7 protein-coding genes, 1 tRNA gene and 1 pseudogene are annotated in these 14,125 nt (G+C 55.1%); 7 read left to right on the top strand and 2 right to left on the bottom strand.

The features are described 5' to 3' along the window. Positions 1-157 precede the first annotated feature (157 nt). Positions 158-3,160, top strand: a complete 3,003-nt coding sequence (topA, locus tag ACP8MI_RS09735) for a type I DNA topoisomerase (protein ID WP_284585591.1) — start codon at positions 158-160, stop codon at positions 3,158-3,160. On the opposite strand, the gene ACP8MI_RS09730 is transcribed toward topA, so the two are convergent. After that, positions 3,157-4,506: a DUF418 domain-containing protein gene (locus ACP8MI_RS09730; protein WP_284585592.1), complete on the bottom strand. Its 1,350-nt coding sequence runs from the start codon at positions 4,504-4,506 to the stop codon at positions 3,157-3,159. The two genes, topA and ACP8MI_RS09730, sit on opposite strands and share 4 nt — an antisense overlap. 126 nt (positions 4,507-4,632) lie before the next feature. Further along, positions 4,633-6,159 carry an adenylate/guanylate cyclase domain-containing protein gene (locus tag ACP8MI_RS09725; protein WP_018121112.1) on the bottom strand — a complete coding sequence of 509 codons (1,527 nt, stop codon included), beginning with the start codon at positions 6,157-6,159 and terminating at the stop codon, positions 4,633-4,635. Positions 6,160-6,202: 43 nt separating this feature from the next. On the opposite strand from ACP8MI_RS09725, the gene ACP8MI_RS09720 reads away from it, so the two are divergent. The 6 genes and pseudogenes from ACP8MI_RS09720 (at position 6,203) to ACP8MI_RS09695 (ending at position 14,114) form a co-directional block, all read left to right on the top strand. Then, positions 6,203-7,564, top strand: coding sequence for a DNA polymerase III subunit delta' (locus ACP8MI_RS09720; protein ID WP_238635836.1), 1,362 nt, complete (start codon positions 6,203-6,205; stop codon positions 7,562-7,564). 141 nt (positions 7,565-7,705) lie between these two features. Beyond that, positions 7,706-7,781 (top strand) — tRNA-Thr (locus ACP8MI_RS09715). A 199-nt stretch (positions 7,782-7,980) separates the two neighbouring features. Then, positions 7,981-9,063: pseudogene (locus ACP8MI_RS09710) on the top strand (Fic family protein). A gap of 283 nt (positions 9,064-9,346) precedes the next feature. After that, positions 9,347-11,299: a hypothetical protein gene (locus ACP8MI_RS09705; protein WP_049149213.1), complete on the top strand. Its 1,953-nt coding sequence runs from the start codon at positions 9,347-9,349 to the stop codon at positions 11,297-11,299. 80 nt (positions 11,300-11,379) lie between these two features. Further along, a complete protein-coding gene (locus tag ACP8MI_RS09700) occupies positions 11,380-12,987 on the top strand; it encodes a class I SAM-dependent DNA methyltransferase (protein WP_049149216.1) in 1,608 nt (535 codons plus the stop codon). An 11-nt stretch (positions 12,988-12,998) separates the two neighbouring features. Then, the gene (locus ACP8MI_RS09695; RefSeq protein ID WP_082150544.1) at positions 12,999-14,114 is read left to right on the top strand and encodes a restriction endonuclease subunit S; all 1,116 of its coding nucleotides are present in this window, start codon (positions 12,999-13,001) and stop codon (positions 14,112-14,114) included. The last annotated feature ends 11 nt before the right edge of the window (positions 14,115-14,125 follow it).

The following is a 14,125-nucleotide window of genomic DNA, read 5'->3' as shown; positions in this document are numbered from 1 at the left end:
CTTACCTGAGCTGCCATTAAGCGAAAACATTCACCCAGCATTGCCACACGGCATGCTGGGTTTTTGCTTTAGTGCAGAAGCACCATATATTACTGTGTAAATGAAGTAGCGCACTAGTACTCCGCACGCTAAATAAGCACGAAAGAGACGTGATCCCGTGGCAGGCAAGACGCTCGTTATCGTCGAGTCGCAAACCAAGGCGAAAAAAATCCAACCCTACCTGGGCAATGACTACGTGGTCGAAGCCTCCGTGGGGCATATTCGCGATCTGCCACGCGGAGCCGCTGACGTTCCCGCGAAATATAAAAAAGAGCCGTGGGCACGGCTGGGTGTGGATACCGACAACGGCTTCGGTGCGTTGTATGTGGTCAGTCCGGATAAAAAGAAAAAGGTCACGGACCTGAAATCTAAGCTCAAGGACTGTTCCGAGCTGTATCTGGCCACAGACCCGGACCGTGAAGGTGAAGCCATCGCGTGGCATCTGTTGGAGGTGCTGAAACCGAAAGTGCCGGTGCGCCGCATGGTCTTCAACGAGATCACCAAATCCGCCATCCTGGAAGCCGCGAATAACACCCGCGAGCTCGACGAAGACCTCATCGATGCACAAGAAACCCGCCGTATCCTGGATCGCCTGTACGGCTACGAAGTCTCGCCGGTGCTGTGGAAAAAGGTCATGCCGCGGCTGTCGGCAGGCCGTGTGCAATCCGTGGCCACCCGCGTGATCGTCGAACGCGAGCGCGAGCGCATGGCATTCATCTCCGCGGATTATTGGGATCTTTCTGCGACCCTGAATACCGGTGGCGTCGATTCTGCCGAAAACCCCGCGACGTTTGCAGCCCGCCTTGCCACCATCGACGGGCTACGCGTGGCCCAGGGGCGCGATTTTGATGACCGTGGCCAGCTCAAAGGCCAGGCCACCGTCGTCGACAAGCAACAGGCCACCAAGCTTGCCGACGGCTTGCAGAAGGCCAAACTCACCGTTACTGCGGTCGAGCACAAACCGTATACCCGCCGCCCGTACGCGCCGTTTATGACCTCCACGCTGCAACAGGAGGCCGGCCGCAAGCTGCACTACAGCTCTGAGCGCACCATGCGTATCGCGCAGCGGCTCTACGAAAACGGTCACATCACCTATATGCGTACCGACTCGACTTCGCTGTCGCAGCAGGGTTTGTCTGCTGCGCGTAACCAGGCCACGGAGTTGTATGGCAGCGATTTCGTGGCGGATGCGCCGCGTCGCTATGACCGCAAAGTGAAAAATTCGCAGGAAGCCCACGAGGCGATCCGCCCGGCTGGTGAATCTTTTGCGACCCCTGGTGCGCTGCATAATCAGCTGGATACTGAGGAATTCAAGCTCTACGAGTTGATCTGGAAGCGTACCATCGCCTCGCAGATGGCCGATGCCAAGGGAACTTCAATGAAGGTCACCATGGCGGGTACGGCCACCACCGGTGAACAAGCAGAATTCCAAGCGAACGGTCGCACCATCACCTTCCCCGGGTTCCTGCGTGCCTACGATGATGATTCTGCTGACAGCAGCGAAAAGCGCCTGCCGCAGCTGGATAAGGGCGATGGCCTGTCCGTCGACAAGCTCAGTGCAGAGGGCCATTCTACGAACCCACCGGCGCGCTACACGGAAGCGTCGTTGGTGAAAAAGATGGAAGAACAAGGCATCGGCCGCCCGTCGACGTATGCCTCGATCATCAAAACCATCAAAGACCGTGGCTACGTGCATGCCCGTGGAAATGCGCTGGTGCCGTCGTGGGTGGCTTTCGCAGTGGTTGGTTTGTTGGAAAACAACTTCGCTCCGCTGGTGGACTACGACTTTACCTCGTCGATGGAAGATGAGCTCGACCAAATTGCGACCGGCGAGCAAGACCGCACCGAGTGGTTGACTGGTTTCTACTTCGGCAATGAGGCCGACAGCGAGGACGACAAAAACACCGCGGAATCCATCGCGCGCCACGGCGGGCTGAAATCGCTGATCGACGTCAACCTGGAAAAGATCGACGCGCGTGCGGTGAATTCGTTGCACCTTTTCGACGACGAGGAAGGCCGTGCCGTTGTCGTGCGCGTGGGCCGGTATGGACCCTATCTGGAACGCCGCATCGGAACGGATGCCGACGGTGAGCCGGAATATCAGCGCGCGAACCTGTCGGAATCGACGACGCCGGATGAGCTGAACCTGCAGATGGCAGAAAAGCTCTTCGCGACGCCACAGGGCGGGCGCGAGCTGGGCGAAAACCCGGACAACGGTCGGATGATCGTCGCCAAGGAAGGCCGCTTCGGACCGTACGTCACCGAGCAAGTGCGTGACGACGAGCAGGAAAAAGCTGCCGCTGAGGCCGAAGAGATTATCCGCGAAGAACGCGCCGCCGAGGACGCGCAGCGCAAAGAAGAAGGCAAGCGCGCGAAAAACTGGGACACCAAAACCGCGGAGAAGCAAAAAGAAAAGCGCATTAGCGAGTTGGTGGAAGCCAAGCTGAAACCTGCTACTGCCTCGCTATTCCAGTCGATGGAGCCGGCATCAGTCACGTTGGAAGAAGCACTGCGCTTGTTGTCGCTGCCGCGCGAGGTGGGCGTGGATCCGGCAGACGGAGAAATGATCACCGCGCAAAACGGCCGTTATGGCCCGTACCTGAAGAAGGGCTCGGATTCGCGCTCATTGGCCGATGAAGAGCAGATATTCTCCATCGATTTGGATGAGGCGCGTCGGATTTATGCTGAGCCGAAGCGGCGCGGGCGTGCTGCTGCGCAGCCACCGTTGAAGAAGCTCGGTGATAACGACGTTTCCGGAAAACCGATGACGGTGAAAGACGGCCGGTTTGGCCCATACGTCACCGACGGTGAAACAAATGCGTCGTTGCGTAAGGGCGATAAGCCAGAAGCGATGACGGATGCGCGGGCGAACGAGTTGCTTTCTGAGCGCCGCGCCAAAGAAGCCGCTGGTGAGGTGGGCACAAAGACCACCAAGAAAGCTGCGAAAAAGACGACGGCGAAAAAGGCTGCTGCCAAGAAAACTACGGCGAAGAAAACTACGGCGAAGAAAACGACCAAAAAGGCTACGAAGTCTACCGCCAAAAAGACGGCGAAAAAGACCGCAAAAAAGCCTTCACCAGGAACGAAAAACGTGGTGAAGGCGGGTTCACGGCGGACCTAAGAGCTAGGAGATTCTGCGTCTAAGCCCGCGCGCTGTTGCTGCTGAGTCTCCAAGCGCGGGCGCGAGCCTGGCCCGTAGCCGAGACGCCGGTGCACGATTTCCAGGGGGCCGTTCCACCCACATGCCTCCCACAGCCAGGCAAGCAGCAGGGTGGCCAACCAGACCGCGAAGGCGATGACGATCAACCCGGTGACGGTCTGGCCTTCCACCAGGTTCAACGTGAATGGCAGCACCAGAATCACAAAGAACACCGATTGCGCGACATAGCCCGACATGGAGCGCTTACCCAGGGCGATGAATGGGCGCAACAGAAATGGCACATGCTGGGTCTCTGCATACTTCTTTTGCACGCCATTACAGCCCAACGCGATGGCAGCAAGGATGCCCGGACCGGTAAAAATCCCTAGAAAAACATTTGCTGTCATCAGTGGATCGGCCAGCTCATGGTTAATGATCCCTAGTTCCGCCAGGCCCCACGGCAAGCCGATGACGAGACATATCAGAGCAGCGATGACGGCCCAGATTACGAGTTCTTTTCGATGCGTAGTTACGTCGGCAAGCACACCACGGCGCGCCCACACAAAGCCCAACAGAATCACCGGAAGCAACGTGAACGCGACGACAATCGCTTCAAATGGTGCGAATACTGCCACAAACAGGTTCCCGAGAATATACGCGCCGTAATGGGCGGTCGGCTCGGAGGCCTCCCCGAGTGCAAAATTGGACGGGCCTGCTACGTTGACCAGCGTAGAACCCATGCTGGCCAGCGCAATACCGATACCAGTCAAGGCATTGAGCGCAAACAACACCCCAATGATCCAGCCTAAAGTCTTGTTGCGCAGTGACAGCATGGTCGCAACTATCAAACCCATGACGCCGTAAGAGAACATGATGTCGCCGAAAAACAAGAACACGATGTGGGCTAGCCCGAATAGCGCCAGGAAGAAGTACCGGCGGAGAATAATGTGCCGGGCGCGGGGAAGGGGGAAGGATTTCTTCCACAAGCTGATGGTGATCAAACCAATGCCGAAACCGAGCAGCGTGGAAAACATAGGTAGGCCACGCACGTGCACAAACATCGCAGAGAAAATCGTGGCGATGGCATCCAGTAGCGATCCGTCGACGTAGCCGCCGAAATACGACGGTGTGGCGTGCTCAGCCTGCTGGCTTGGGTTGTCGATGATCCATGCCGTTTGTATGTTTGCCAGTGCGATACCGAGCAACGCGATGCCGCGGGCGAAATCGGGGGCGATCATGCGTGGGGTAGGCGATGGCGGGTTCTGCGGTGCAGGGTGTTCCGGCAGTGCGCTGCTTGTTTGCGGGTGTGGTGCAGGGTGATTCTGCATAAAGGCTCCCAGCGTGGGTACTTCAGAGTTGAGTATTTCGGCGCCATCCAAGCGCTAAGGGTAGGTTAGCAAAACCAGTATTGGCTCAGACGGGCGGCGGGCGCGGCCCCGACAAACACAACGCCGCTAGGAACGATCCGCTAACGTCGCGCGCACAGGACGAGCCAGTTGCGTCATCTCGCCTCGCCCGCGCAGCTCGATGGATTTCAGGAATGTCCAGCGAGCTTGTTCTACTTCGTTGGCTCCGCGCAAGGTGGCGGCGTTGGTGAGAATTTGGCCGGGGGTATCTTTGGCTAATTCTGTCAGGCGCGCGGCCTGGTTTACGGCGTCGCCGATGACGGTGTATTCGAAACGGTCCGAACCACCGATGTGTCCGGCGACGACGTGTCCGGCGGCCACGCCGATTCCCGCATGCAGTTCCAGGCCTTTCAGCTCATCGCGCAGTTCGCGGGCGGCCTGCAGGGCAAGCGAATTCGCGTCCGTGAGCTGCAGTGGCGCACCGAATACGGCGAGTGCGGCATCGCCCTGGAATTTGTTGATGATTCCCCGGTTACGGTGCACACACTCCACGACGCGCTCGAAAAATTGGTTGAGCTCATCGACGACTTCTTCCGGAGTGTGGCTAACAGCAAACGTCGTTGAGCCGATCACGTCGACGAACAGCACCGCGACTTCGCGATCTTCTCCACCGAGCTCTGGGCGTTCCTCTAAGGCCTTGGTAGCAACTTCCGTGCCCACGTAGCGGCCGAAAATATCGCGCACCCGCTCACGCTCACGCAGGCCTTTCATCATTTCGTTGAAACCCGCTTGCAGCACGCCCATCTCGGAGCCGTCGTAAATATCGACAGCCACATTGGATTCGCCACGACGCACGCGGTTGATGGCGTCTTGTAGTTCTTTGATCGGATCGATCACGCTCATCATCGCGAACATGGTGCCGGTCAGGCCGGTGACGATGCCGGTGGCCGCCATGAGCAGTACAGGCGGGATCAAATCGGCTGCGTTATCAGTGAAATAATCCGCCTGGTGGGCGAATAGCAGCAGAACAATGCCCAGGATCGGCACGCCGGTGGTCATGACCCAGGTGGTCAACAGACGCACCTTGATGGGTGGTTCCAGGGTGGAATCTTCGAAACGGCGGGCGAGGGCTTCGGCTGCAACGGGGCGGACCAGGCGCTCAGCTTGTAGGTAGGTGATCAGGATGGTGATCATTCCGGTTAGGGACGTCGCCACTGCGACCACCAGCCCCAAACGCGCCGCATAATTGCCGGTAAGGATTGTGGCCACCAAAATGCCGATTATCCACACAAACGCCGCCACCCCAGCCTGGTAGACCGGTATGCGCATGACCAGGTAACGGACCATATTGCGATCGTGCTGTTCTGGGCGCCGCTGCCAATCCAGAACGGGCCGGAACAGCAAATAGGTCGCGCCCATGCCGACGACTATCGCGAATACTAAATATGCGATGCCAATGGACAACAGGTTGGGGATTGCTTGCGTGAAATCCTCGATCTCCGGCATGGGGATGAAGAACCTCACGAACAGCATCACCGCGATGGCGCCGGTGATGTTCGCACCGAGTACTGCGGTAGCAAACAGCGGCCATGAGGTGCCCCACAGCCACTTGATGCCACGCAGAAATCTGTTCATAACTAACTACAATAACTGTCGAATACCCGGCTAGACTAGTGGCGTGAATTATACGCGAGCCGCTTCGGCAACCGCCGACACACCTGCAGCCGCAACACCTGCAACATCTGTCACAAATGGCACAGATTCTGGACCTGCGGTCACCATCGCAGACCGCCTACGGGACCACCCCCGCGTGCAGAAAACCATCATGGCTGCTGCCCGTGCAGCCGCGCAGACCGCCGAGATTCAGCGACGGGGCGGCACAGAGAATGCGCTTGCCGACGCATCAGCACAGGCACAAGCCCAAGCCCAAGCCGGGGCTCATGCGATGTCCCATGCCTGGCTATTTACCGGCCCGCCGGGCGCTGGACGCTCAACCACCGCGTTGAACTTTGCGGCTGCGCTGCTCTGTGAAACCCCGGGTGCCTATGGCTGTGGCGAATGTCAAGCCTGTCGTACAGCGATGACGGGCAAGCACACCGACGTCGTTCATGTGGTGCCGCAGGAATTATCCATCGGTGTGGATTTCGTGCGCGATAACGTTGTCTCTTCTGCTGCCAAGCGCCCCACCGTAGGGTCCTGGCGCGTGGTGATTTTCGAAGATGCGGACCGGCTTACTGACGGTGCCGCCAATGCATTGCTGAAAACCATCGAGGAACCGCCCGCGCACACCGTGATCATCTTGTGCGCACCGTCGACTGATCCCGAAGACTTCCCGCAGACGCTACGATCCCGCTGCCGCCACTTGTACGTGCCGGCGTTACCGGTGGACACTATTGTGCAGATGCTTGTCGACGAAGGCGCGAGTGAAAATCACGCCCGGTTGGCAGCGCATACTTCGTTGCGCCATGTTGGCCGCGCCCGAAAGTTGGTTAATACACCGGTGATCCAGCAGCGGCGTGCGCAGGCCATCAACCTTGCGGAAGCTATCTTCCACGAATCCGGTGGCTTCCAGGCCGTCGGCCAGCTGGTCAAAGCTGTAGAAAAAGAAGCGAAAGAAAGCTACGCCGAGGCGGATGAGGCGGAAAAAGAACGCCTGCGCAACGCCTTAGGCATGGGGGCGAAAGGGAAAGGCACACAGAAGTCTGTTTCTGGTGGTGCCGGTGACTTGCGCGAATTGGAAAAACAGCAGAAAAAGCGACAGACCAGGCGTTTGCGGGATGTATTGGATCTGGCCTTGGTTGATCTGGCTGGGATCTACCGGGATGCGCTGATGGTGAAGCTGGGCGCAGAGGTGGATCTCACGCACCCGGATTTCGAGCCGCTGGCCTCGGAGCTTGCAGAGCACCTGGACGAAGATGGGCTTGTGGAATGCCAGGATGCCATTAGTCATTACCGTGAGCTTTTAGGCTTTAACGTCTCGCCGCAGATTGCTTTCGACGGACTGGTGGGACGTTTACGCTGCGCATACCGGGTGCACTAGCTGTTGCAGCCTCGCTGGTGTGGCGGTCTTAGTCCTGCCGTTTTTCATTGACGGCGTCTATCGGCTAGAATGCCAGTGTTGCTGTGATTGTGCATGAAACCTGCTATGCGGGAATCTTTCACGAATCCACACAAGCAACGTGCCATCTTAGCTCAGTCGGTAGAGCAGCTCCCTCGTAAAGAGCAGGTCAAGGGTTCGATTCCCTTAGATGGCTCCACTACTTAAGTTCTTATTCTGCAGTGATTTTGTTGCTCCGTGTGCGAATGGGGGCTTCCTATCTAATTAGTCAAGTCCGCGGGTTTGCGGCCTTAGGCTACAAAAATTGCTCACGGGGTGGCCTAACCGGCGTGCGATCATGTTTGGATAGCTGTTAAACAATCATGAAATAGGCTTTGGGTAATGGAAAGGCGTTAAACATGCCTCAATGGGGCACGCCTAATTGGATACCGGCTGATGGTAGTGGCATTTCTCGAAGAGATAGACAAGGCGGCAGCTATGAGGCCTACATCCCCGACACGCTTTCAGATGCCAGTCTCGTTATTCCTGCGGAATTGGCGCAAAAAGCTGCGGAAATCGAGAGAAGCATTATTGCTTTAGGGCGGCGAGAAACCTACAAGTGCTTCGTTCCGTAGAAAATTCCTTTGCTACTACACCAGAAATTACCCCAGAGCATCTTGGGCAGCTGCAATCTGAGCTTCTTGGCGCGCATCCAACGGTTCCTGTAGGGATACGAAAGATTCAAAACTGGATTGGCGGATCTGGTCGAACACCCATTGGGGCCGAATTTGTTCCGCCACCGCCTGAAGAAGTTCCCACCTTAATGGCCGATTTCTGCCGGTACTTTAATGGTGCCGCACTTGGAGCTTTGACCCAGGCTGCAATTATTCATGCCCAGTTTGAAACTATTCATCCGTTCGCGGATGGAAACGGCCGTGTTGGTCGTGCCTTGATCCATGGGACTCTATTGCGTCGTGGGTTAACGCATCAAACAATTCTGCCCATTAGTTTAATTTTGGGCACGTGGTCCAAACGCTATGTCGAAGGGCTTACGGCGTTTCGTCAAGGTGATGTTCCTCGTTGGCTCGATACCTTTTTTTGATGCCGCGCAGGAAGCCGTCGCACAGGCGAATTTACTGGCTGATCAGTTATTAGAGATCCAGCAGGATTGGGAGCAACGCTTAGACGATTACCGGAAAAGCCAAGGTAAAACCCGTGCGCTGCGTGCAGATTCGATAGATTTCAAACTGCTCACAGGTCTTGCTGCGCATCCGATTGTGACAGCTAAGACGCTAGAGCGGTTGTACGGTGTGACCTGGTCCAACGCACGCCGATCGCTTGAAGATTTGCAGGCTGCGGACATTTTGCGTGGAAAAGTTATCGGTACTCGAGGCACGACTGGTTATTATGCCGACGACATCTTAAGCCTGATCACTCATGCGGATCGCCAGCTAGCAAGTAGTCAGTTTGATACTCGCTTGGATGCGATCGCCACCCATTAGGCCTTTACTGCCTGATGAGGCAGTGGTGATGGTATGCAGGCGGTAGTCTTCGGCTGCTTTGCTGTTGATTACGTTTTCAAGCTGGGGGAGTTTCAAAAAGGGCGGAGTACTTGAGCCATCCTCAAGCAGGAATGTTGCATACAACTCTGCGCACGATCATCGTTATATGTTCGTTAAGGGTACTTAACAGAATCATATAAAGAATGCTGATTAAAGTTCTCTATTATCAGTTTTGATAGTTGGAGCAATCACGGCATGAGCGCTGAAAGTGAGGTAAGTGAAGATGAGCGCACTGTTGATCTCTATGCAAGGGATAGCGAACTTAGCAGAAGTAAAACGTCCGGCTGTTACGCAATGGCAGACGCGTTTTCCTTCTACCTCTGCGACTCCTTTTCCGCAGCCTGTAGAAACAGATCCTTCGATGAAATTTGATGCTCGTGAAGTAGCGCGGTGGCTTATTGACACGGATCACGGTAATAATGCAGAAGCTGTCGAGGATGCGGCCTTTCATAGCGATCTCTTCTTGGATGCTGTTCATCACCCAGCGGTGTGGGCAGCATTGGCAGTGCATGCTTTAACTGGGGAAGAAGTGACCCCTCAGCTTGTTTATGATCGTTTGTTCTTAGAACCGCTTGTTCCGGAGTCAGTCCTCAATGATGAATTAGATGTGGCGGTCGCTATCGCTAATGAATTGGCAGAGGCAGGTTTCTCCGCGGTCAAAGTCTTGCAGAAGATAATCGAGCATCGTCGTAACGCATCTGCCGAAGGCATGATTACTGGTGCTGAGCTGTGCCTCGATGCCGTGGGATCAGAAATTGCACAGATGTTAAGCATTGACGAGGGCAGCCGAGAAATTGTGGCCTTAGGTGCTGGCGGTGATACGTGGGCTCAACGAGTTTCTGGCGCAATGCCTGTACCTTCCCGTTTAGCTCTGCAGTATTCCCGATTCAGCCCGGAAATGTGTTTGAGCATTGGGCTGGGCATTCCGGTAGAGGTGGACACTGACGAATGGGATCCTTCCGCCGTAGTGTTAATGCGATGGTTGTCCGCTACGGCCGATAACTCTGAAGAGTTTTTCAATCAAGTGGATCTCGCTGTGACCGGTATTGACCAGCGTGGATGCGTATTGGTAGTGGGGCCGGCTGATTTGCTCATTTCTTCTCAATCGGAGTACCTAAACACCGAGCGAAAGAACTGCCTGTGGCCGAGTCGAACCAGCTTGCAAACTTTACTTCGTTTTGCCGCGCTGCTACCTAAAGGATGGACTCGGCATTTGGGGCAAAAGCAACTTGCGTTGTGGGCTCTGCGGAATAGTGTCAATGCCGAAACCGCTAATGACGTGGTTGTTCTTGCGGATTATGCGGTGATGGATTTAGCCCCAGATTCAGTTCGTCATCTAGTCCGAGATGTATTAGCAGCTGTAGATAACCGGGTAAATCCGAGGTCGCATACCTTCCATAAAGCTGAGGTCATCCCGCAGCGTATCGCGCGGACGCGTGATTCTTTGATGCCGACATTGGAACGGCAAGTGTCGATTAGTGAAGCCGTGTCAATGACACAGTTGCGTGAGAGCGCGTCATCGATAGGCATTACTCCTTTCAATAACGCGTCTTTTGCTCAAGCGGGAAATCCGTATGCTCCGCGACGGAAGCAACTGGTCAACTGGGCGCAGGCGACGAACGGGCCCGAAGCGGTGGTGAAGTTGTTGTCGGGGTTCAAGCTTGCCGATATTAATGTAGCCAATCCTGATGGCACTGTGCCGGTGATTGGGCGAAGTGAATTGTTAGGGTTTGTACAGGTCGGTGAGCGAAAAGTGGATTTGCTGGAGTTGGAATTCAAGCTTCGGAATGCTCATTTGACCGAGCCGGGCGATGTTTTGTTTGCCTTTGATGGTAGCCCGCATGTGTTCGTGGAGTCTTCTGGCGGTGCGCTCGTTGAGGCGCCAGTGCAGGTTTTGAGGTGCAAGCAGACTCAGGGACGGACGAAAGAACTGCTGAAGAGGGTGACATCTCCGCATTTGTTGGCGCAGCAGCTCCGCAAGGTGAAGACGAAGAAGAAGGAATCGTGGTTGGTGCCGGTTGTGGATCGGCAGGACGCGGTTGCCTTTGAATCGGCTCTAGTGGAGGTCAATGCGAAGCGGCAGGAACTTCAGACTCAACTAGATCGGCTCGACAGTTTCCAATCGGAGCTGGGAGAGGCACTGGTCAGCGGCGCTATTAGAGCGGCGCCTGGTTAGCTCACGCGATAACTGTATGAAGCTCAGTGCTTCAACGAAACTAGAAAATAGCGAAAAGAAAAGAGCAGTGAGGAAAGAAAATGGTACGGAAGAAGAAGGAAGTGGCGCAGGTCCCTTCCACCTCTAAGGAAATTAAGGACACATTGTGGAAGTCCGCGGATAAGCTTCGCGGTTCTATGGATGCGTCGCAGTACAAGGATGTTGTTCTGGGGCTGGTGTTTTTGAAGTATGTATCGGATTCCTTTGAGGAACGTCAGAAGGAAATCCGTGCGGAGCTAGAAGGCCAAGGCTTCGATGAGGAAGACATCATGGAAGATCTTGGTGATGTTGACGCGTACACCAGCGAGAATGTTTTTTGGGTCGCTCCTATGGCGCGCTGGGAGTTCTTGAAAAAGAACTCTAAGGGCAAGGAGCTGGAAGGAAAACATAAGTCCATCGGCAAGTTGATCGATGAGGCTATGCAGCAGCTCATGGCGGATAACGAATCGCTGATGGGCACGCTGCCGCAGATTTATGGTAAGGACAATATCGACCAGCGCCGTCTCGGTGAATTGTTTGATCTGTTTAGCTCTACGTACTTCGCCAGCACTAAGGATAAGAAGGCCCGCGACCTGCTAGGGGAGGTCTACGAGTACTTTCTGGATAAGTTCGCCAAGGCCGAAGGTAAGAGGGGCGGCGAGTTTTATACCCCGCAGCCGGTCGTGCGGACGTTGGTAGAAATCCTTGAGCCGACTGAGGGGCGTGTGTATGACCCATGCTGTGGTTCGGGTGGCATGTTTGTGCAGGCGGAAAAGTTCTTGGAGGCCACCAAGCGTGACCGCAGCGCAATTGCCGTCTATGGTCAGGAACTCAATGAGCGTACCTGGCGGATGGGCAAGATGAACCTGGCTATTCACGCCATTCGTTCGTCCGGTTTGGGCGAGCGTTGGGGCGATACGTTTGCTCGCGATATTCATGCGGGCACCAAGATGGACTACATCATGGCTAATCCGCCGTTCAACATTAAGGATTGGATTCGCAATGAGGAGGACGCCCGTTGGAAGTACGGTGTGCCTCCGGCGAAGAACGCGAACTTTGCGTGGATGCAGCACATCATTTCGAAGCTGAAGGATCACGGCGAAGCTGGTGTTGTGATGGCGAATGGCACCATGACGTCGCAAAGCTCTGGTGAGGGCGAGATCCGCAAGAACATGGTGGAAGATGACATTGTTTCGTGTGTGATTGCGCTGCCGGCGCAGTTGTTCCGTGGCACGGGTATTCCGGTGTGCGTGTGGTTCTTTGCTAAGGATAAGTCGGCGGGTGTTGGTGGCAGTGTTGATCGCCGTGGTGAGGTGTTGCTTATCGACGCCCGCCAGCTGGGCCACATGATCGACCGCACGGAGCGGGCGTTTAGTGATGAGGACATCGCCAAGATTGCTAACGCGTTCCGAACCTGGCGTGGACGTAGGTCCGCGGATGGGGAATACGAGGACGAGGCGGGCTTCTGTAAGTCCGCGACGATTGAGGAGATCCGCGAAACTGGCTATGCGCTAACACCTGGCCGCTACGTGGGTATGCCTGAGGCCGAAGAAGATGCTGAGCCTATCGACGAAAAGATTGCACGTCTAACTGCAGAACTGACTGCTGCGTTGGATGAGTCTGCACGTTTGGATGCAGTCGTGCGCGAGCAACTGGGGAGGTTGAAGTGAGCTGGGAAGCAATGAAACTTGGAGATGTCTTGCCATTTAAATACGGGCGAAACCTGCCAGAGTCTAAGAGAACTCAGACCGGGGAATACGATGTTGTTACATCGGCAGGAGTCGCAGGTTCCCATTGTGAAGCGCTAACCACTGTCCCTTCGGTCGTTGTAGGTCGCAAGGGTACGATTGGAAAGTTAACTTACTGTGGTGCACCAGTTTGGCCTACTGACACCGCGTTCTTTGTGGAAGAGCGTGATGGGGTAAATCTTCGATTCGCCTACTATCTACTATCAACGTTGCCATTCCAATCAATGAACAATGATAGTGCAGTGCCGGGTCTCAACAGACGTGATGCAGAAGATCTCATCGTTCGTATTCCGTCACTTCAGGAGCAAAATTCAATTGCCGATGTCCTCGGCGCCTTGGATGACAAGATTGCAGCGAATCAGCGGGTTATTCAGCTGTCTGAGCAGTTGGCAATGACCTTTTACCGAAGCACGGAAAAATCGGAATCGTCGCTGACTTTCGCTGATGTTGCCGGAATTTACGGTGGCGGAACGCCATCCACAAAGAATCCTGATTTTTGGGATGGCGAAATCAGGTGGGCGACTCCAACAGATATCACAGCATTAAAAGGTCCTTGGTTATGCGGAACTGCACGTTCAATTACTGAGGAGGGATTATCGAAAAGCTCAGGTTCGCTCCATCCTGAAGGTTCAATCTTGATGACTTCGCGAGCAACGATTGGGCATGTGGCATTCATTGATGCTCCTACTACAACCAATCAAGGCTTCATCAACCTCGTTCCTCAAGAGGCTTATAGATATTGGCTGTACTTTCAACTGAAACAGAGAACTTCTGAGTTTATCGCCTGGGCAAACGGTGCGACATTCTTGGAGCTTTCACGTGGAACTTTTAAGAAGCTTCCATTTCAAGCATGCGCTGAAACTGAGTTGGAAAAGTTCAACTCGCTGGTTGCTCCGTTAATGAAACGTGTGCTCAAAGCACAGAAAGAAAACCAAGCCCTCGCCCGCACCCGCGATGAACTTCTTCCACTGCTCATGAACGGGAAGATTACCGTCGCCGAGGCAGAGGAAGCAGTTTGGGACGTGGGCGTCGTAAAGCAAAAACAGTAGGAGGAAGAAGA

The organism is Corynebacterium sp. LaCa_70, assembly GCF_058182015.1.
This window is presented reverse-complemented; position numbering and strand designations above follow the sequence as displayed.